This window comes from Caecibacteroides pullorum, assembly GCF_019239235.1.
Taxonomy (GTDB): domain Bacteria; phylum Bacteroidota; class Bacteroidia; order Bacteroidales; family Bacteroidaceae; genus Bacteroides; species Bacteroides pullorum.
Genome location: NZ_JAAZTS010000014.1, coordinates 41,882 through 60,790, shown reverse-complemented (window position 1 = coordinate 60,790; position 18,909 = coordinate 41,882). Strand labels below are relative to the sequence as shown.

Sequence of the window (18,909 nt, the reverse complement as noted above, 5' to 3'; positions counted from 1 at the left end):
AAAACATGGACCTGTTACAATATACATTTTTCCAACACGCCCTGCTGGGCAGCCTGCTGGCAAGTATTGCCTGCGGACTGGTGGGTACGTACATCGTGACGAGGCGGCTGGTATTTATTAGTGGTGGACTGACACATGCCTCGTTCGGCGGTATCGGACTGGGGCTGTACACGGGGATCTCGCCCATTCTATCCGCTGCCCTGTTTGCCGTTTTGTCGGCCTTCGGCGTGGAATGGCTCAGCAAGCGCAAAGACATGCGCGAAGATTCGGCCATTGCGGTATTTTGGACACTGGGAATGGCGCTGGGTATCATGTTCACTTTCCTGTCGCCCGGCTTTGCACCCGACCTTTCGGCCTACCTCTTCGGTAACATCCTGACCATTACAGCCAGTGATATCGCATTATTAGGTGTCCTATCGGTTGTTTTAGCTGTATTCTTTGGCCTCTACCTGCGCCCTATTGTCAGCATCGCGTTCGACCGCGAGTTCGCCCGTTCACAAGGACTGCCCGTAGAGTTCTTCGAATATGCCCTGATGCTGTTCATCGCCCTGACCATCGTGGCCTGCCTGCGCATGGTAGGTATCGTGTTGGTCATCTCACTGCTCACTATCCCGCAGATGACGGCCAATCTCTTTTCACACCGTTTCCACCGCATCATCTGGCTATCCATCGGCATCGGCTACCTCAGCTGCCTGGGAGGACTGCTGCTGTCGTTCTACCTGAACGTGCCTTCGGGAGCGTCCATCATCTTCTTCTCCATCCTTATCTATGCCGTATGCAAGACGGGGAAAAGCCTCTACATCGCCAACCTGAAGAAGCAAAACAGATTATAACCATACATTAAAATAAGAATCATACAATGGAAATCAACATCCAATCATTAGACCAGATTCACGAAGCCGCCCGCCAATTTGTCGAGGCCATGGGCGACAATACCGTCTTTGCTTTCTATGGCAAGATGGGTGCCGGAAAGACCACCTTCATCAAAGCCGTCTGCGAGGAGCTGGGCGTGAGCGATGTCATCACATCACCCACTTTCGCCATCGTCAACGAATATCGTTCCGACCTTGCCGGAGAGCTTATCTACCACTTCGATTTCTACCGCATCAAAAAGCTCGAAGAAGTGTACGATATGGGATACGAGGACTACTTCTACAGCGGTGCCGTGTGCTTCATCGAATGGCCTGAACTGATTGAAGAGCTGCTGCCGGGCAATACGGTGAAAGTAACCATCGAAGAGGTAGAGAACGGCGCACGCCGCCTGACACTGGAAGAATTAGCCTGACCGTCGCCATGGCCAGCCAATATCTGATACAAGGCATCTTTGCCACGGCAGGCATCGTCAGTCTGCTGGCAGCCCTGCTGGACTGGGACTGGTTCTTCACGGCGCGCAACACACAGTTCGTCGTGCGTAACGTGGGACGTCGCCAGGCCCGCCTGTTCTACGGCATACTGGGACTGATTCTGATAGCTACGGCTGTGTTCTTCGTACTGAACACACCACCAGCATAAGACAGGCCTGCTGAGACAGTGCTTCGTCACCCTCTGACGAAGTGCTTTCTCACCCTCTCAGGAAGTGCTTTATGACTACCTAAGGAAGTGCTTCATGAAAACGTCATGCCGTGCTTCGTCAGAAAGCGACGAAGCACGGCATGAACGGAAAAGGGAAAATGTCGGCTTATTCGTTGCCGCCCAATGAGTCGGTATATTCCATCTCACCCTGAACGACAAAAAGCAGTTCTTCGGGGTCATACTCACCCATTTCGTCCTTACGGGCTTCCTTGATGATGTAGTCCACAATCTTCTCCAGATCGATATCGATATAGCCATCTTTATCGGGCTGTGCATCGAGGATTCCACTCTCTACATAATACTCGTCTATCACGTCGAGGAAGTAATACAGTTCGTCGTCGGAAAACTTCTCCTTCAGATCCTGCGGCAAATAGTTTTTGATGAACTCGATGGTCTTCTCGTCATCCAGATCATCCTGCAAGAATTCGTCTACTGTTCCCATATTATTGAATGATTTTAAAGTGACAAAGGCCACAAATGCAACCGCCCCCTGTACGGGATGCGTCCACATTTGCAGCCTTCTGACTATGATTTACAACAAAGCGTCAATCTTGGCAGCGTATGCCGATTTGGGAGCGGAGCCCACCTGTTTGTCCACCAGCTTGCCGTCCTTGAAGAACAGCACGGTAGGGATGTTGCGGATACCGAATTCGGCAGCTACATCACCGTTCTCGTCTACATCGCACTTACCAATGAGTACCTTACCTTCGTATTCGGCTGCCAGCTCCTCGATGATGGGAGCTACCATCTTACAAGGTCCGCACCACGGTGCCCAAAAATCTATCACTACAGGCTTTCCCTCTGCGAGCGTTGCCTGATAATTGCTGTCAGTAATCTCCAATGCCATTGTCTTAAGCTTTTAATTTATTGATTATTATTAATTTATTATCCAATCATTTCTTAACCGATTGCATGGGCAAAGATAGTGAAAGGTGAGAGCATAAACAAATGAAAATGTAATTTTCAATTTGGTTATGCCGAACCGTATCCTATCTTATCTAAAGATAGTGAAAGTCGAAAGCAAAAAAAATAAGCTTGCTTAATTTTTTTTGCTGAGACGCATCCTATCTTATGTAAAGAGAACTAATTTATTCGGAAATCCAGTTCCGGACGTTCTTTTAAATAAGAAATCAACTCACGCCCCACAGAGAGCTTCACCGGACGTGATACCATATCGAGCGTCATCTTCGTCTCAGGATCGGAAACCTTGACATAGAGTTCCGTAGAACCAGGATGCTCTTTCGTGAGATCCACCAGTTCGTTCACCAATTCCGTGTTGAGCACCGTAAGAGGAATGAGGATAGTGATCTTGCTAATCAGCTTCTCCTTGACATCGGGCAACAGCTCAATGGACGTAATCTTCAGCTCAAGCTCATTCTGCCTCCACTGCTTGGGCTGGCAACGTGCCTTTATATAGAGGAAGGTACGTTCACCTAAGTAACCCTGATAAGTAACCCAGTCATTACCGAAAAAGGGTATCTCGGCCGCACCTGAATAATCTTCTATCTTAGCAATGCCATAAGGGTTACCATTCTTGCTGGTACCACGGCGCAGGGCAGTGACGATACCACCCATGGTAATTTCGCGTCCCACAAGTGACTCCTTATTTTCGAGTTCGGCCATATGAGTATTGCACACATGCTCCAGCACGACGGCATACTCGTCCAGCGGATGGGCAGAGAGGTAAATACCCACCAAATCGCGTTCTTTGTTCAGACGATCGAGGTCGCTCCACCGTTCGGCATCGGGCACTTCAGGCGTAGCAATATCCACCACGTTCTCGCCACCGAAAAGCGAATTGGCAGCTGCCGCCTTGTCAGCCTGATAACGGTTACCATAGCGTACGAGTGATTCCAAGAAGACTTCTCCCTTGGAGTTGAGAGCAAAATACTGTTCGCGGCGCAGTTCAGGGAAACTGTCGAAACCTCCGGCCAAAGCCAGACACTCGAGGTTCTTCTTATTGCAGGCATTGAGGTTGACACGCTGCACGAAGTCAAATATACCGGTATAAGGGCCGTTTTTCTCACGTTCTTCCATGATGCTCTGCACGGCGCCCTCGCCCACTCCCTTCACGGCACCCAGCCCGAAACGGATGTTGCCTTCGGGGTTGACGGTGAACTTCAGGTTACTCTCGTTTACATCGGGTCCCAGCACCTTGATGCCCATCGACTTGCATTCGTCCATCAGCTTGGTGATGGTAGTGATGTCCGAGAGGCTTCGGCTCATGACGGCTGCCATGTACTCGGCAGGATAGTTAGCTTTCAGATAGGCTGTCTGATAGGCTACCCACGAATAGCATGTGGCATGCGATTTGTTGAAGGCGTAGGAGGCAAACTTCTCCCAGTCGGCCCAGATTTTCTCCAATACCTTGGGATCGTGGCCATTCTTCTGCCCGCCGGAGATGAACTTCGGCTTCATGTGATCCAACTTATCGCGCAACTTCTTACCCATCGCCTTACGAAGAGCATCGGACTCACCACGGGTAAAGTCGGCCAGCAGACGGGAAAGCAACATCACCTGCTCCTGATAGACGGTAATGCCATACGTATCCTTCAGGTACTTCTCCATGATGGGAATATCGTATTCAATTGGCTTGCGTCCCCATTTACGGTCGATGAAGTCGGGGATATAGTCCATAGGACCCGGACGGTAGAGGGCGTTCATGGCGATGAGGTCCTCGAACGTGCTGGGCTGAAGCTCGCGCAGGTACTTCTGCATGCCGGCCGACTCGAACTGGAAGGTTCCGATGGTGCGGCCATCGCAATAGAGTTTGTAAGTGGCAGGGTCGTTGATAGATATCTTGTCGATATCAATATTGATACCGCGGTGCAGACGAACGTTCTCCACCGCTTCCTTTATAATAGACAGGGTTTTCAGTCCCAGGAAGTCCATTTTGATCAGGCCGGTATCTTCGATGACCGAACCTTCGTACTGGGTGACGAGCATCTTCTCGCCCGTTTCTTTGTCGTCGGCGGTACTGACGGGCACCCAGTCGGTAATGTCGTCGCGGCAGATGATGGTACCACAGGCATGCACACCCGTACCACGCACGTTGCCTTCGAGCATCTTGGCATATTTGATGGTATCGCGCACCAACGGGTCGGGCGAAGCTTCGGCCGCCTGAAGTTCGGGTACATATTCGATGGCATTGGGCAGGTTCAGCTTCTTGTCGGGAATCTTGTCGGGAATCAGCTTGCACAAGCGGTCGGACTCAGACAAAGGCAACTTCTGCACACGTGCTACATCCTTGATGGCCAACTTGGTAGCCATGGTACCGTAAGTAATGATATGCGCCACCTTCTCCTGTCCGTATTTCTCGGTCACCCAGCGGAGCACCTCGCCGCGGCCGTCGTCATCGAAGTCCACATCGATATCGGGAAGGGAGATACGGTCAGGATTCAGGAAACGCTCGAACAGCAAGTCGTACTGGATGGGGTCTATCTTCGTGATGCCCAAGCAGTAGGCCACCGCCGAACCGGCCGCCGAACCACGTCCCGGCCCCACGGATACGCCGAGCTGGGTGCGGGCGGCATTGATAAAGTCCTGCACGATAAGGAAGTAACCCGGGAAACCCATCGTCTTCATAATATAGAGCTCAAACACTAGACGCTCCTTCACTTCTTCACTCAACGGATCGCCATAAAGACGTTTGGCACCATCGAATGCCAGCTTGGCCAGGTAGTCGGCCTCCAACTTGATACGATACAGCTTCTCATAGCCTCCCAAACGCTTGATCTTGGCGTTAGCAGCCTCCTCGTCAAGCACCACTTCGCCGTTCTCATTGCGGGTGAACTCGTTGAACAAGTCCTGTTCGGTATATTTCTTGCGGTATTCCTCCTCCGTACCGAAGTCTTCGGGGATGGCAAAGGTAGGCATGATGGGCGCATGGTCAATGGAATAGAACTCCACTTTATCGAGAATCTCAAGCGTATTTGCCAGGGCTTCAGGCACATCGGCAAAAAGTTCGTTCATCTCAGCCTTGGTCTTCATCCATTCTTGCTTAGTGTAAAGCATGCGGGTAGGGTCATCAAGGTCCTTGCCCGTACTGAGGCAGATGAGACGGTCATGTGCCTCAGCGTTCTCTTCGTCTACGAAATGGACGTCGTTCGTACAAATCAGCTTGACACCAAACTTCTTGCTGTACTCCAGCAGCTTGGCATTCACTTTCTGCTGCATGGGATAGGCCTCGTGATTGGCCCGCGGCACGGTAGCCTTGTGGCGTTGCAACTCCAGATAAAAGTCGTCGCCAAAGAGGTTCTTATACCAGCGGATGGCTTCTTCGGCCTCCTCATACAGGTCGTTGGTAATCTTCTTGGGAATTTCACCACCCAGGCAGGCGGAGCAGACAATCAGCCCTTCGTGATACTTCTCCAGTTCGTTTCGGTCGGTACGCGGACGCATATAATAACCCTGCGTCCAAGCATGCGACACCAACTTGATAAGGTTGTGGTAGCCTTTCTCATTTTTAGCCAACACCACCAGGTGATAGCCGCTTTGGTCGGGTTTACCTTCTTTCTTGTCCATCGTACGACGTGCTACGTACATCTCACAACCGATAATAGGTTTAAAGATACGAGCTTCCGCCGCTGCGATTTTCTCCCGGCAATCTGCCAGTGCGGCTTCCTTGTCCTCGCATTCCTCCTTACCACTCTCGATGTCGGCCATCTTCTTCTTCAGGTCCTTGATTTCTCCCTTCGGACCACCGTTCTTCTTATTAACGTAGTTGGTGAATTCTTTGATGCCGAACATGTTGCCATGGTCGGTCACCGCGATGCCTCGCATACCGTCCTTCATAGCCTTGTCCACCAGGCGGCTGACACTGGCCTGGCCATCCAGCAACGAATACTGAGTATGTACATGTAGATGAACAAAATCTTGCATAAAATCTCCTTTCAAATTGGAGCATAAAGGTACAATCTATCCATTTTTCAGCCAAAATAATCCTCAAAAAATTACTTGTAGACGCATTTCTTTCCCAAATTCTTGTTAGATTTTTAAAATAGCCCTATTTTTGCAAGTAATTACTAATTCCAAAACAACTCTATAAACGCGGGTTTACATGGGCAGACTAAAAAGACTAAAAAAAATACGTATACACCGTGAGGGGACTCACACACTGATCGGAAGCCTGTTGCTGCTATTGGTAGTCAACTCCGCCTTATATTTCGGACTAAATAACAAAGTTCCATTTTATATTGTCGGAGCCATCAGTCTTATCGTATACGGCATATTGGTAAATTTCTTCCGCTGCCCAATTCGCCTTTTCGGTCAAGACACTGAAAAGGTCGTAGTAGCCCCTGCCGACGGGAAAATTGTAGTTATTGAAGAAGTCGAGGAAAACGAATATTTTCACGACCGTCGTCTGATGATTTCTATCTTCATGAGTCTGGTCAACGTACACGCTAACTGGTATCCCGTAGACGGCACCATCAAGAAAGTGGGACACCAAAACGGCAAATTCATGAAAGCGTGGCTGCCCAAAGCCAGTACGGACAACGAGCGCTCGATGGTAGTCATCGAAACTCCCGAAGGCATAGAAGTAATGGCACGCCAGATAGCTGGAGCCATGGCACGCCGTATCGTCACCTATGCCGAGACGGGCGAAGAATGCTACATCGATGAACATATGGGCTTCATCAAGTTTGGTTCTCGTGTAGATGTTTACCTGCCTTTAGGAACAGAAGTACTTGTCAAACTGGGGCAATTGACAACGGGTAACCAAACTGTCATTGCCAAACTAAAATAATATCCAAGTTATGGCTAACTGCATCACCCGACATATTCCTAACGCACTGACCTGCCTGAACTTGTTTTCGGGCTGCATCGCCGGCGTGATGGCCTTCGAAAGCCGCTACGAACTGGCGCTGCTGTTTATCATCATCAGTGCCGTGTTCGACTTTTTCGACGGATTGGCCGCACGTGCGCTGGATGCACATTCCCCTATCGGCAAAGATTTGGATTCGTTGGCCGACGACATCAGCTTCGGCGTGGCACCGTCGCTCATCGTCTTCTCCCTGTTTAAGGAGATGCCTTACCCCGCTTATATGGAAGGCACGGCGACCTGGCTTCCCTACTCGGCTTTCCTCATCTCCGTATTCTCGGCCCTGCGCCTGGCGAAGTTTAACAACGATACGCGCCAGACGACTTCTTTCATCGGTCTGCCTGTGCCTGCCAACGCGTTGTTCTGGGCCTCGCTCGTAGCGGGCTACCATCCGATACTGACCGGCGGCAGTGTTCATCCGCTCGGACTGCTGGCACTGGTCTGCCTCTTCTCTTGGCTGCTGGTATCGGAGATTCCGATGTTCTCACTGAAGTTCAAGAACCTGTCGTGGAAGGACAACAAAGTGAGCTTCATCTTCCTGCTGCTCTGCATCTACTTCCTAGCGACCTTGCAAGTGCGCGGTTTTGCCACCTGCATTGTCTGGTACATCCTGCTGTCATGGTTTACCGGCCGGAAGAAATAAACTTTCCGTCTGGCACGATTGTTGTAGTAGTGTTATCAGAACCAACTTAAACACTCAATACACATGTTACATTTCTTAGGATTTCTGTTTATACTCATTATAGCAATACTGATTATCGGTCTCAGTATTATCGGTAGTATTGTACGCGGCATCTTCGGACTCGGACGGAAAAAAACGTCTTCGCAGGACTTCCGAAGCTATACATTTTACGGAGACAACCGGCAATCATCACGTACCTCGACCGACACGACCGACGGCATCCGCCCCGAAGAAGGTGAAATACACATCAAACATAAGGAACGTATCTTCTCCAAGGATGACGGAGAGTATGTAGACTTTGAAGAGATAAAGGAATAATACTGAAAAGACGGGAATGACTAAACATTCGATAATTTTAACTGCTCTACTATTATTGTGCTGCGGAACTGCCGTACATGCCCAAGACGATAAACCGACCTTCACAGCAGACCTATACGGAGGACTCTATCTCAATAACGAACCAGCATGGCAACTTGAGCCATCCGTAAGCTGGCTTTTCCATAAGTATCTCGGGGTGGCATTTGGATTGGAATTAACCAGCCAATACAACCAACCGAGTCGTCAGACCACCATTGACGGACAGAAGGCTGAACTCACAGACAATGAAAGGAACATCCGATGGATCATATTCAAGCCGTCTGTAGTTTTGAAATCTCCCACCGTCTGGGAAAGTACGGACAACGATTATCGCCTTTGCTTCCAGATAGAGCCTGGCCTCAGTCTGGCATGCCCATTTCGAAACTCTTTAACGTATGAAATCAAGGAATTTGCTGGGTCAGTCAGTCAAACCGTAGATTACCGACGATTTCCCAATAAAGGGCTCCAGTGGTTCTACTGGAACGCAAGAGCTTCCGTCAACTTTGCCATTGGCCGTTTCATACTCAGAGGAGGATATTACCTCTCCAATCTTGACTACTATTCCGGGCGCAGAAATATTACGTTGGCCAATGGACAGAAATTCTATGTGCCAAAGAGAGAGTTAAGTCAGAGCGTATTCCTGTCAATCGGCTATTCGTTTCCCCACTTTTAATTGATGCTTTTCCATTTAACAGACCGGAAAATTAGAAGCTAACACTAACCGTTAACGCCAACTATCCCCCCACTTCACCGTTTCCGTTGGAAGAATTCTTTCATCAGGGCGGCACACTCGTCGGCCATCACGCCTTTCACTACCACCGTTTTAGGATGGAGGGCTTGCGGCGCATAGCGCTGATAGCCCCGCTTTTCGTCCGCAGTGCCAAAGACGAGACGGCCTGTCTGCGCCCAAGCGATGGCACCGGCACACATCACACACGGTTCCACCGTTACATAGAGCGTACATTCGTTCAGATACTTGCCGCCGAGAGCCGACGCCGCGGCTGTAATAGCCTGCATCTCCGCATGGGCTGTCACGTCTGTCAGGGTTTCGGTCAGATTGTGGGCACGAGCAATGATGCGGTCCTTGCATACCACGACTGCACCGACGGGCACTTCGTCGCGCTCAGCCGCCTTCCGTGCTTCGGCCAAAGCCTGCTTCATGTAGAATTGGTCGTCCATATTGGTCAGGAGTTAAAGAAGTTAGGGAAGTTAAAGAAGTTAAAGCCGATACATTTGCTTGCTGACAAATTACCGTCTCATGTCGTGCTCGCCGAAGAGGGTCGGATAGTCTTCCTCCATATTCTTGTGGATGAACATGAGAATAGTTTCCCTGAACCAGCGCGATTTGTTGGTTATCTTGTACTTCTCCAGATAACGGTCTACAATCCGCAGTTCCTCTTCGCTCATCAGGCACACGATGCGCTGTTCGCGTTTGGGCTCGTCGGGCGTTGCTTTCGCACACGTTTTGTCTCTCTTTCTCATATTTCCTGCAAAATTAGTGTTCCTGCTGTAATTTCAAAGCAGAAAAAGCGTAAATTTGTCTCCCAAGAAGAAAAAAGAAGGCAATATGGCAGCACACAACAGACTGGGTAAGGAAGGCGAAGACGCTGTAGCAGCCTATCTGGAGCGCCAGGGCTACACGATACTCCACCGCAACTGGCGCAAGAACCGCCTGGAGCTGGACATCGTGGCCATGCACGAAGGCGAGCTGGTGGTGGTCGAGGTGAAGACCCGCACCAACACCGAGTACAAGGAGCCGCAGGAGGCCGTGGATTGGCGAAAGGTGCGCCACATTGTCGTGGCAGCCGATGCCTATATCAAGCATTTTGGTATCGATCTGCCCGTCCGCTTCGACATCGTCACGGCCGTCGGCGACCGGCCTCCGTTCCAGATCGAGCATCTGGAGAATGCTTTCTATCCGCCACAATTCTGAAATTAATGAATTTTACGTACAAGACCAAAATGACAGCAACTTCCGAACAACCCTCCTTCCCAATCATCGGGCTGGAAGAAACCGACTCGACCAACCGTTACTTGAGCGACCTGTGCGACAACGCCCCATCCGCCCCTGCCGAATATACTACCGTCACCGCCCGCTTCCAGACGTCGGGCAAGGGCCAACGCGGCAACTCGTGGGAGTCCGAAGCCGGGCAGAACCTCCTGTTCAGCACCATGCTCTATCCCCGTTTCGTCGAGGCACGCCGCCAGTTCGTCCTGTCGCAGATTGTCTCGCTGGCCGTCAAGGAAGAGCTGGACACCTACACGGAAGGCATCTCCATCAAATGGCCCAACGACATCTACTGGCACGAGAAAAAGATTTGCGGCATGCTCATCGAGAATGTACTGGAGGGCAACCGCATCGGCCGCTGCATCCCCGGCATCGGCATCAACCTGAACCAGACCGTCTTCCGCAGCCCCGCGCCCAACCCCGTTTCGCTGAAGCAGATTACGGGCCGTGATTACGACGCGCCGACCGTCCTCGACGGCTTCCTGCGCCGCCTGCACACCTATTACGAAGCCCTGCGCCGCGACACCGACGGACGCTTTGCCGCCTCCATTGCCCGCCGATACGCCGACGCCCTCTTCCGCCGCGAGGGTCTGCACCCCTACGAAGATGCCGACGGACGCTTCCTAGCCCGCCTGGCCGACGTGGAGCCGGACGGACGCTTCGTCCTGCAAGACGAGGCGGGACGCTTGCGCCGCTACCTCTTCAAGGAGGTGCAATACATCCTCTGATACCGGAAATGTCAAGAAAACTGTTCTCCGGGGTCTCCGAGCGTTCGGACAGTCCGGCGGAATGTCCGACGGCTTCTCCGAGCGTTGGGACAGCCAGGTGGAATGTCCGACGGCTTCTCCGAGCGTTGGGACAGCCAGGCGGAAAGTCCGACGGCTTCTCCGAGCGTTAGGACAGTCCGGCGGAATGTCCGACGGCTTCTCCGAGCGTTGGGACAGCCCGGCGGAATGTCCGACGGCCCGAAATTCTTCCATACAATCCCTTCGGCCCGAGGCCGGAGACTTTATTCTTCGGAGGTCAATCCTTCATATTGTTCAATGACCACCTGCACATGATAGGCATGCTCCAACGCCGGATAACGTTCCCGATAGAGAGAAGTACGGTCCGAAACCACACAACGGAAGTGGGGAGCCGAATTGAAATGACGCGTATCAGGCGAAACGCCGCCATTGGACTCGCTCAAAAACAGTTCGTCCGAATGGTTGCCCGACGACAGACGGACGGGCGTGAAGCGTTCGAAGAAAAACTTGCGTGCAAAACCGTCAGTCGTCCGCACATTGAGCTCCAGAGGGTCTTCGAGTCCGATGGGCTCGGCCGAAGCATCGAAGACATAGCGCGAAGAACCGATAACCAGCTGTCCCGCATTCATCGCTTCGTTCTGATAGACCAACGTATAACCCTTGACGACGGCAGGCCCCGAAGAAGCCCCCAGCATCTCCTGCTCCAGCGCGCTCTTCTCTTCATCGGTCAGCCCTGCGCCCTGCAACATCACGCGGTTGTCTATCACGCCATAGAGATAATAGGGAAAACCCACTGTGACCGACAAAAGATAATCCCATCCGTAACCGTCACGGATAAGGACTTCCGCCTTTCCGGCCTTCAGCGGACGGATAAAGAGCTTGCTTCCTTCGCAACGGGCCTGCACTACCTCGTCGTTGCTAATCTCCAAACGGAAATTCCCGTCACCACCCTGTATGAGATACACACGGTCGGTCGTCTCAAAAGCCCACAGAGAGATACAAGGGTTTTCGTTATCGAAAACTTCATTCGGGTTTTCATACGCCAGTTGGATACGTGGAACACTGTCATCTTTATCGGAACAGGCACCCAGCCCGAGCGACAGCAACGCCAAGCAGAGCAAGACAAAAGGAAACAGTTTTTTCATGTCGGGATGTTTTTCCTACAAAGGAAAGGATTTGTGGTGAAAGGATGAAACGTTTCCCGAAGTTTCTCGGACATTTAACTTTCATTTTCATTGCCAACTCAGCCGTCTATTGCATTCACCTTTTGCAAAGGCAGGAGGCGGTTCGGCAAAAACAAATGAAAACCACGTTTTCAATTTGTTTCTGCGCTCACCTTTCACTACCTTTGCAACAACAAAGTATTGCATCCCGATGACAGACGAAAGCCATACGCTACACATCAAGAACATGGTATGCCACCGCTGCATCCTGGCCGTGGACAACGCCCTGCGCACGCTGGGCCTGCATCCGCTGTCTGTGGAGCTGGGTATCGCCGTCACCGCCGAAGAGCTGACACCCGACCTCCGTCTGCGGGTAAAGGAAACGTTGGAAACCTTAGAATTCGAACTGATAGACGATCGCCGGATGCAGACGGTGCAACAGATGAAGGACCTCATCGTCGGCCTCATTCACCAGCCCACGGATGCGCCCCTTCAGACCAACCTGTCCGACTACTTGGCCCACGCCCTCGGCAAAGACTACGGCACACTGAGCAAGCTGTTCTCCGAAGCCACAGGCACCACCGTCGAGAAGTATGTCATCGCCCAGAAAATAGAGCGAGCCAAAGAGCTGCTGACCTATGGCGAACTGACGTTGAACGAGATAGCCGACCGCTTGGGCTACTCGAGCACCGCTTACCTGAGCGCGCAGTTCAAGAGCGTGACAGGCCTCACCCCCACGCAATTCAGGCAACAGAAAGAGAAACGTCGCAGGCCGCTGGACGAAATCTGAGATAAAGACACAATCTTATAACTTATTCCCCGAATTCCATAACAACCGACTGGGAAGTCCGCCATACCTTTGCAGACGTAAACACCAAAACCAACCGTCAGCAATGGAAAACGAACATACCATCCAACAGAACTTCGATGTACAGGGCATGAGCTGCGCCGCCTGCTCCGCCCGCGTGGAAAAGACCTTGAGCCGGCAGCCGGGCGTGGTCCAGGCCGCTGTCAACCTGGCCACAGCAACAGCCACGGTGACCTACGACCCGTCGGCCTGCAATGCCGCAGCCCTGCAACAGGCCGTAGAGGCCGTGGGATTCGGCCTGACTCCCCAACAGGAAACACCCGCACCCTCGGAGGCGGAAGACAAGGAAGCGGAACAACTGCGCCAATACCGCGCGCTGAAACGGCGCACCGTGTGGGCCATCGCCCTCGCCCTGCCCGTGGCCGTCATCGGCATGGCTTTCATGGACCTGCCCTATGCCAACTACGCCATGTGGCTGCTCGCCACACCCGTAGTCTTCGGCCTGGGCCGCGGCTTCTACGCCAACGCCTGGCGCCTGCTGAAGCACCGCTCGGCCAACATGGACACGCTGGTGGCCGTCAGCACCGGCATCGCCTACTTGTTCAGCGTATTCAACCTCTTCTTCCCCGACTTCTGGCGGTCGCGGGGCATCGAACCGCACGTCTATTTCGAAGCTTCGGCCGTCATCATCGCCTTCATCCTACTGGGCCGCTTGCTCGAGGCTCGCGCCAAGAGCCGGACAGCCGATGCCATCAAGAAGCTGATGGGGCTACAACCACAGACGGTAACGCTGGTAAATGAAGAATTAAGAATGAAGAATGAAGAATCAGGCTGCGCTGCACCTGACAGTCCGCAAGGAAATTCTTCATTCTTCATTCCTCATTCTTCATTAAAAGAATCTTATCCATTGGAGAAGGTCACCGTCGGCAATCTGCTTCTGGTGAAGCCCGGCGAACGCGTGCCCGTAGACGGCACGGTGGTAAGCGGCGAGTCGTACGTAGACGAAAGCATGCTGAGCGGCGAACCGCTGGCCGTGGGCAAGCGCGCAGGCGACCGCGTACTGGCGGGCACCATCAACCAGAAGGGCAGCTTCGTCTTCCGCGCCGAGCAGGTGGGACACGATACATTGTTGGCCCACATCATCTGTGCCGTACAGGATGCACAGGGCAGCAAAGCCCCTGTGCAGAAGCTGGCGGACCGTATTGCAGGTATCTTCGTCCCCACCATCATGGCCATTGCCCTGCTGAGCTTCCTCGGTTGGGTGCTGCTGGCTCCAACCGACGGCTTCACCCACGGCCTGCTGGCACTGGTGACGGTACTCATCATCGCCTGCCCCTGCGCCCTGGGGCTGGCCACACCGACGGCCATCATGGTGGGCATCGGCAAGGGGGCCGAGCAGGGCATCCTCATCAAGGACGCCGAGAGCCTGGAGCGCGCCCGCCGGGTGGACACCGTCGTGCTGGACAAGACGGGCACCGTGACCGAAGGCTGTCCGCAGGTGACCATCCTCCGCTGGCGACACGAAGACGAGCGCCACGCCGCCGCCTTCCATGCACTGGAGAAGCGTTCCGAACATCCGCTGGCCGAGGCTATTGTCCGCTACTGGGAAAATATTTTTCCCCAGTTAGAAAAAAATATTTCTCCAACTGAAGAATTTGAAAGCCTCACGGGACGAGGCATCCGCGGTCGCGTCGGCGGTACACGCTACTACATCGGAAACCGTCGCCTGCTGGAAGAACAGAGAATTACCATTGACCCGCAACTAGCGCAGGAGGCCAACCGCCTGGAAGCCGAAGCGCAAACCGTCATCTGGCTGGCCGATGAACACGAAGCCCTGGCCGTAGCTGCCATCGCTGATCGCGTGAAGCCCACCTCAGCCCAAGCTATCCACCGCCTGCAACGCCAAGGCATCGACGTCCATCTGCTGACGGGCGACAACGAAGCCACTGCCCGCGCCATCGCCGCGCAAACGGGCATCCGCCACTACCGCGCAAACGTGCTGCCACAAGAAAAAGCAGCCTACATCAGCCGCCTTCAACAAGAGGGGAAAACCGTCGCAATGGTGGGCGACGGCATCAACGACAGCGCTGCCCTGGCACAGGCTGACCTGAGCATCGCCATGGGTACGGGCAGCGACATCGCCATGGACGTAGCTGGCATCACCTTGCTGAAGGGCGACCTCGGCAAGCTCTCTGAAGCCCTGCGCCTCTCCCACCTCACCGTGCGCACCATCCGGCAGAATCTGTTCTGGGCCTTCATCTATAATATAATAGGTGTGCCCGTCGCCGCCGGTGTGCTCTACCCCGTCTGCGGCTTCCTGCTCAACCCCATGATAGCCGGGGCGGCCATGGCGTTCAGCAGCGTCAGCGTGGTGACAAACAGCCTGCGGTTGAAACGATGCCGGCTGTAAAAAGAAATCAACTGTTGAGCCACACCTTCAGCGCCGCCACCCGTTCGCGGCTCACCTGAACGCTGCCGTCGAAGGGAGGCGTGACGTGCACGACCATCTTGCCGTTGAAGTAAGGCTCGATGTCGCGGATACAATCGGCCGAAAGGATGAACTGGCGGCTGACACGAAAGAAGCGACGCGGGTCGAGCTGTTCTTCCAGCTTCGTGAGCGGCAGGTCGATGATGTGTGTGCGGCGGTCGGCCGTCACGGCAAAGGTCACTTTCTCTTCCGAATAGAAGTAGCACACGTCATCCACAGCCAAGGTATAGAGACTCCGTGCACCGTTGACGAGGAAACGCTTTCGATAAGGACAGGCGTTGCGGTCGGCCAGCATCCGAAGCAGCTCCTACATATCCATCCGCTCATTCTGTTCACGAATGCGGGGAGCGGTCAGGCGTTCGAACTTCTCAAGCGAATCGGCCAGGCGCTCACGACGGACAGGCTTCAGCAGATAATCGATGCTGTTGACGGTAAAGGCACGGACGGCATATTCGTCGTAGGCAGTAGTAAAAACAATCATGCTCTCGGGGCGGGCCTGCTCGATGAAGTAGAACGAGAGGCCGTCGGCCAGCTGAATGTCGAGAAAAAGGATGTCGGGATGCGGATGGGTGGCAAACCATTGTACGGCCTCCTCTACCGTACCCGGCAGGAGCAGGATATCCCACTGGGGGGCGCAACTCGGCCAGCATCCCCTGCAACAGGCGGGCGGCAGGCAACTCGTCTTCGATGATGGCGGCCCGTATCTTCTTTCCGCTCCAGGCGTCTGTCTGAACATCATTCATACAACAACGGAACTTTTACAGTAAAACAATCTTCTCCCTTCTGCACACGAATCTCCTTGCCGCAAAGCAGGCGATAGCGTTGCGTCAGGTTGTCCAGCCCATGCCCGCCCGAAACGGCTCCCAGCTTGGGACGCAAAGGATTGGACACACGCAGCCAAGGGAATCCTTCCTCGTCCGACACGACCTCCACTTCCACCGCCATCGGTCGTGAAGGGCTGATGACGTTGTGCTTCACGATGTTCTCCACCAGCACCTGCAGGGTGAGCGGAGGCAGCTGCGCATCCTCGCGCACAGCCTCATCCACTTGCCAAGCTACCGTCAGACAATCGCCCAGACGCACCCGATGAAGCTCCACGTAGGTATCGACAAATTCCGTCTCCTCGCGCAAGCCCACCAGCCGCTTGTCCTGACAGGCCAGGATGTAACGGTAGACATCGGAAAGGTTGCGCGTAAAGCTGACGGCTCCCTGCGGATTGTATTCAATCTCAGCCACCAGCGTATTGAGGCTGTTGAACAGAAAGTGCGGATTGAGCTGGGTCTGCAAGGCCATGTAGCGGGCCCGCAAGGCTGTTTCTTCCAGCTGGCGCGTACGGCGGTAGGCGGCAAGCAGGTCTTTGTAGAAGCGGTTGCTGACCGACTGGCTGACAATGACTAGCTCCGTCAACCACGTGATGAGCAGCAGACGCGTCCCCTTATAAACCAGCTGGAAAGGATGCGGCATGTCAAGCAAGAGCTTTACAGATACCAGCAACAGGTAATTGAGCAGGAAAAGAAAGGCGCCCGACAAGACAAAGAATAGTACCATCTGCCGACGGCTGCCGAGGAACGTCGGATAGCTGCGCCGAAGCCTCAACTGAATGTAGCGCATGCCCAGCCCCACGCCGTTGAACAGGAGCATCACGGCCACGAAGGCTTCGGGCGTGAGCAGGCGGTCCTGATAGCGCAAGGGAATATCGGCAAAGCGTACCAGGAAGAAATAGGAGAAACATCCCAGCCCCGAGTAGAGCAGGATGTCCCCAAGGTATTGTCGGCTGTTCGGTTGCATAACATTAAAAATCAGCTATATTCCTAAATCCTTTCCCTTTATCGGATACAAGGCGATGGCTTGTCATCGACAAAGCAGTGCTTTCGCCTCCGTAAAACGATGTTTTAAAGACGACAAAGCAATGCTTTACGCTGTACTTCCACAAAGATACAGAATTTATCATTCGCCGCAAGCCCTCTGCAAGGCACTTTTTGCCACGCAGGCATTCAGCTTCGAACGGATATGGTTCTGGCGGGCTTCCAGATGGAAAAGCTGCGCATTGATGACCTCGACAATCGAAATGCTTCCCTCACGGTATTTGTCCATGGCCAGCTCCTCGCTCTCGGCCGCCTTGCGCAACGAACTTTCGGTAAGCCGCACCTGCTCCACGGCCTGTGCATAGTTGCACTGAGCCGTCTCCACTTCCAGCCGCAGGCCATCGCCCACCTGTGTACACCGTTCGCGGGCAATATCTACCTGATAGCGCCCCATGTTCTTCGTGCGACGGCGTTTGCCCCACTCGAAGATGGGTACGCTGAGCTTGGCATAGATGGCATAATTGGGATCGAGGTCGGCACGGAAGTCATAGCCGGGCGACGAGTAGCTGCCGTCCACGCCGATGGAAAGCGTAGGCAGATAGCGGGCGTTGGCCTGGCGGGCAGCCGACTGCTGTACGCGTACATTGCTTTCGGCCATTCCCATCTCGGGGCGGCGCATCAGCAGGTCGTCCACCTCATCAGTCAAGGGCTGGACGACGGTGAGGGGCACTACCAGCGTATCGGTGGCAATGTGCTGATCGGAAGGGATGCCGGCCAACGCATTGAGCGACAGGCGGGCCACTTCGGCATCATTGCGAGCGCGTTGCACCTGATAATCGGCATCGTTCAGTCGCACTTCGGCCATGAGCAGGTCGTTGCGGTCGGTATATTCCGCCTCCACCCGCTGGCGGACGACTTCCACCAGCCGGCCCACCGACTGGCGGTAACCGTCGGCCACGCTGACCAATTCGCACTGAGCCACGTGGTTCCAATAACGGACATCGGCTTCGTGGCGAAGGTCATTCGTCACACGTCTGATTTCCTGACGGGCCATCTCGTCCTCGGCCTGCGCCTTGTCATAGCCCGCCCGAAGCGCACCGCCCGCATAAAGCGGTTGCGCCAGGCTGACCGAAGCGCCGTATTTCGTATTGCGTCCCTCGAAGGTGTAAACGTCATCCGTGCCAGGCAAAGCAATGTCCTTACGCAACGGATGGCCCGTATAGTTGAAGTTGGCTCCGCCCGAAAGCTTGGGGAGGAAGTCGGCCCGTGCCGATTGTCTTGCTTCCCCGCTCGCGCCTGCCGCATATTCGGCAGCACGCAGGTCGGGGCTATAGGCCTCTACCTGTGCGCGATAGGCGTCGAGCAGCGGGTTGTCCTGTGCCCGTCCCGATGCGGCCGTCAGGAGTGCAGAGGCCGTCATAATGAGATATAGTTGTTTCATGTCTTTTCGTTTTTATTT

19 protein-coding genes and 1 pseudogene are annotated in these 18,909 nt (G+C 53.8%); 11 read left to right on the top strand and 9 right to left on the bottom strand.

All coding sequences use genetic code 11. The annotated features are described in order from the left end of the window. Nucleotides 1-5: 5 nt before the first annotated feature. Genes HF894_RS10250 through HF894_RS10240 form a run of 3 tightly spaced genes read left to right on the top strand, consistent with a single transcriptional unit; the run spans nucleotide 6 to nucleotide 1,512 of the window. A complete protein-coding gene (locus HF894_RS10250; protein ID WP_021847770.1) occupies nucleotides 6-833 on the top strand; it encodes a metal ABC transporter permease in 828 nt (275 codons plus the stop codon). 26 nt (nucleotides 834-859) lie between these two features. Continuing rightward, a complete protein-coding gene (gene tsaE, locus HF894_RS10245; RefSeq protein WP_021847771.1) occupies nucleotides 860-1,285 on the top strand; it encodes a tRNA (adenosine(37)-N6)-threonylcarbamoyltransferase complex ATPase subunit type 1 TsaE in 426 nt (141 codons plus the stop codon). Between the two features lie 8 nt (nucleotides 1,286-1,293). After that, nucleotides 1,294-1,512, top strand: coding sequence for an immunity 17 family protein (locus HF894_RS10240; RefSeq protein ID WP_021847772.1), 219 nt, complete (start codon nucleotides 1,294-1,296; stop codon nucleotides 1,510-1,512). Between the two features lie 166 nt (nucleotides 1,513-1,678). Here the strand turns inward: HF894_RS10240 and HF894_RS10235 are convergent, their stop codons facing one another. The 3 genes from HF894_RS10235 to dnaE form a co-directional block, all read right to left on the bottom strand. Next, complete coding sequence (locus HF894_RS10235; RefSeq protein WP_021847773.1) at nucleotides 1,679-2,014, bottom strand: hypothetical protein; 336 nt, start codon at nucleotides 2,012-2,014, stop codon at nucleotides 1,679-1,681. Nucleotides 2,015-2,104: 90 nt separating this feature from the next. Then, nucleotides 2,105-2,419 (bottom strand): thioredoxin, encoded by a 315-nt coding sequence (gene trxA / locus HF894_RS10230; protein WP_021847774.1) that lies wholly within the window; start codon nucleotides 2,417-2,419, stop codon nucleotides 2,105-2,107. 236 nt (nucleotides 2,420-2,655) lie between these two features. Continuing rightward, nucleotides 2,656-6,453, bottom strand: a complete 3,798-nt coding sequence (gene dnaE / locus HF894_RS10225) for a DNA polymerase III subunit alpha (protein WP_075318050.1) — start codon at nucleotides 6,451-6,453, stop codon at nucleotides 2,656-2,658. A gap of 178 nt (nucleotides 6,454-6,631) precedes the next feature. Here dnaE and HF894_RS10220 point away from each other — a divergent pair, with 178 nt between their 5' ends. From HF894_RS10220 to HF894_RS10205, 4 genes are all read left to right on the top strand, one after another. Further along, the gene (locus tag HF894_RS10220) at nucleotides 6,632-7,318 is read left to right on the top strand and encodes a phosphatidylserine decarboxylase family protein (RefSeq protein ID WP_204972159.1); all 687 of its coding nucleotides are present in this window, start codon (nucleotides 6,632-6,634) and stop codon (nucleotides 7,316-7,318) included. Between the two features lie 10 nt (nucleotides 7,319-7,328). Continuing rightward, complete coding sequence (gene pssA / locus HF894_RS10215) at nucleotides 7,329-8,036, top strand: CDP-diacylglycerol--serine O-phosphatidyltransferase (RefSeq protein WP_204972157.1); 708 nt, start codon at nucleotides 7,329-7,331, stop codon at nucleotides 8,034-8,036. 63 nt (nucleotides 8,037-8,099) lie between these two features. Next, a complete protein-coding gene (locus tag HF894_RS10210) occupies nucleotides 8,100-8,393 on the top strand; it encodes a DUF4834 family protein (protein ID WP_021847778.1) in 294 nt (97 codons plus the stop codon). Between the two features lie 196 nt (nucleotides 8,394-8,589). Beyond that, complete coding sequence (locus tag HF894_RS10205) at nucleotides 8,590-9,105, top strand: hypothetical protein (protein ID WP_204972155.1); 516 nt, start codon at nucleotides 8,590-8,592, stop codon at nucleotides 9,103-9,105. Between the two features lie 74 nt (nucleotides 9,106-9,179). Here HF894_RS10205 and HF894_RS10200 read toward each other — a convergent pair whose 3' ends face one another. Both HF894_RS10200 and HF894_RS10195 read right to left on the bottom strand, forming a co-directional pair. Further along, complete coding sequence (locus tag HF894_RS10200) at nucleotides 9,180-9,611, bottom strand: nucleoside deaminase (protein WP_021847780.1); 432 nt, start codon at nucleotides 9,609-9,611, stop codon at nucleotides 9,180-9,182. 69 nt (nucleotides 9,612-9,680) lie between these two features. Next, nucleotides 9,681-9,914 carry a hypothetical protein gene (locus HF894_RS10195; RefSeq protein WP_021847781.1) on the bottom strand — a complete coding sequence of 78 codons (234 nt, stop codon included), beginning with the start codon at nucleotides 9,912-9,914 and terminating at the stop codon, nucleotides 9,681-9,683. A gap of 85 nt (nucleotides 9,915-9,999) precedes the next feature. On the opposite strand from HF894_RS10195, the gene HF894_RS10190 reads away from it, so the two are divergent. Beyond that, on the top strand, nucleotides 10,000-10,365 hold the full coding sequence (locus HF894_RS10190; protein WP_021847782.1) for a YraN family protein: 366 nt from the start codon (nucleotides 10,000-10,002) through the stop codon (nucleotides 10,363-10,365). A 29-nt stretch (nucleotides 10,366-10,394) separates the two neighbouring features. Beyond that, nucleotides 10,395-11,168 (top strand): biotin--[acetyl-CoA-carboxylase] ligase, encoded by a 774-nt coding sequence (locus HF894_RS10185; RefSeq protein WP_204972153.1) that lies wholly within the window; start codon nucleotides 10,395-10,397, stop codon nucleotides 11,166-11,168. A gap of 281 nt (nucleotides 11,169-11,449) precedes the next feature. Here the strand turns inward: HF894_RS10185 and HF894_RS10180 are convergent, their stop codons facing one another. After that, nucleotides 11,450-12,331: a hypothetical protein gene (locus HF894_RS10180; protein WP_204972151.1), complete on the bottom strand. Its 882-nt coding sequence runs from the start codon at nucleotides 12,329-12,331 to the stop codon at nucleotides 11,450-11,452. A gap of 229 nt (nucleotides 12,332-12,560) precedes the next feature. Between HF894_RS10180 and HF894_RS10175 the strand changes: the two genes are divergently transcribed. Both HF894_RS10175 and HF894_RS10170 read left to right on the top strand, forming a co-directional pair. Then, the gene (locus tag HF894_RS10175) at nucleotides 12,561-13,139 is read left to right on the top strand and encodes a helix-turn-helix domain-containing protein (RefSeq protein WP_204972149.1); all 579 of its coding nucleotides are present in this window, start codon (nucleotides 12,561-12,563) and stop codon (nucleotides 13,137-13,139) included. Between the two features lie 103 nt (nucleotides 13,140-13,242). Then, nucleotides 13,243-15,567 (top strand): heavy metal translocating P-type ATPase, encoded by a 2,325-nt coding sequence (locus tag HF894_RS10170; RefSeq protein ID WP_204972147.1) that lies wholly within the window; start codon nucleotides 13,243-13,245, stop codon nucleotides 15,565-15,567. A 7-nt stretch (nucleotides 15,568-15,574) separates the two neighbouring features. Here HF894_RS10170 and HF894_RS10165 read toward each other — a convergent pair. The 3 genes and pseudogenes from HF894_RS10165 to HF894_RS10155 all read right to left on the bottom strand — a co-directional run bounded on the left by HF894_RS10165 (nucleotide 15,575) and on the right by HF894_RS10155 (nucleotide 18,891). Beyond that, nucleotides 15,575-16,388: pseudogene (locus tag HF894_RS10165) on the bottom strand (LytR/AlgR family response regulator transcription factor). Continuing rightward, nucleotides 16,381-17,433, bottom strand: coding sequence for a sensor histidine kinase (locus HF894_RS10160; RefSeq protein WP_204972145.1), 1,053 nt, complete (start codon nucleotides 17,431-17,433; stop codon nucleotides 16,381-16,383). Before HF894_RS10160 ends, HF894_RS10165 begins: the two are co-directional and overlap by 8 nt. Nucleotides 17,434-17,592: 159 nt before the next feature. Continuing rightward, a complete protein-coding gene (locus HF894_RS10155; RefSeq protein ID WP_204972142.1) occupies nucleotides 17,593-18,891 on the bottom strand; it encodes a TolC family protein in 1,299 nt (432 codons plus the stop codon). Nucleotides 18,892-18,909 lie beyond the last annotated feature (18 nt).

Bases quoted from the DNA above. Each gene is read 5' to 3' on its own strand.
- HF894_RS10250 (WP_021847770.1), top strand. From the start codon at position 6: ATGGACCTGTTACAATATACATTTTTCCAACACGCCCTGCTGGGCAGC.
- tsaE (WP_021847771.1), top strand. From the start codon at position 860: ATGGAAATCAACATCCAATCATTAGACCAGATTCACGAAGCCGCCCGC.
- HF894_RS10240 (WP_021847772.1), top strand. From the start codon at position 1,294: ATGGCCAGCCAATATCTGATACAAGGCATCTTTGCCACGGCAGGCATC.
- HF894_RS10235 (WP_021847773.1), bottom strand. From the start codon at position 2,014: ATGGGAACAGTAGACGAATTCTTGCAGGATGATCTGGATGACGAGAAG.
- trxA (WP_021847774.1), bottom strand. From the start codon at position 2,419: ATGGCATTGGAGATTACTGACAGCAATTATCAGGCAACGCTCGCAGAG.
- dnaE (WP_075318050.1), bottom strand. From the start codon at position 6,453: ATGCAAGATTTTGTTCATCTACATGTACATACTCAGTATTCGTTGCTG.
- HF894_RS10220 (WP_204972159.1), top strand. From the start codon at position 6,632: ATGGGCAGACTAAAAAGACTAAAAAAAATACGTATACACCGTGAGGGG.
- pssA (WP_204972157.1), top strand. From the start codon at position 7,329: ATGGCTAACTGCATCACCCGACATATTCCTAACGCACTGACCTGCCTG.
- HF894_RS10210 (WP_021847778.1), top strand. From the start codon at position 8,100: ATGTTACATTTCTTAGGATTTCTGTTTATACTCATTATAGCAATACTG.
- HF894_RS10200 (WP_021847780.1), bottom strand. From the start codon at position 9,611: ATGGACGACCAATTCTACATGAAGCAGGCTTTGGCCGAAGCACGGAAG.
- HF894_RS10195 (WP_021847781.1), bottom strand. From the start codon at position 9,914: ATGAGAAAGAGAGACAAAACGTGTGCGAAAGCAACGCCCGACGAGCCC.
- HF894_RS10190 (WP_021847782.1), top strand. From the start codon at position 10,000: ATGGCAGCACACAACAGACTGGGTAAGGAAGGCGAAGACGCTGTAGCA.
- HF894_RS10185 (WP_204972153.1), top strand. From the start codon at position 10,395: ATGACAGCAACTTCCGAACAACCCTCCTTCCCAATCATCGGGCTGGAA.
- HF894_RS10180 (WP_204972151.1), bottom strand. From the start codon at position 12,331: ATGAAAAAACTGTTTCCTTTTGTCTTGCTCTGCTTGGCGTTGCTGTCG.
- HF894_RS10175 (WP_204972149.1), top strand. From the start codon at position 12,561: ATGACAGACGAAAGCCATACGCTACACATCAAGAACATGGTATGCCAC.
- HF894_RS10170 (WP_204972147.1), top strand. From the start codon at position 13,243: ATGGAAAACGAACATACCATCCAACAGAACTTCGATGTACAGGGCATG.
- HF894_RS10160 (WP_204972145.1), bottom strand. From the start codon at position 17,433: ATGCAACCGAACAGCCGACAATACCTTGGGGACATCCTGCTCTACTCG.
- HF894_RS10155 (WP_204972142.1), bottom strand. From the start codon at position 18,891: ATGAAACAACTATATCTCATTATGACGGCCTCTGCACTCCTGACGGCC.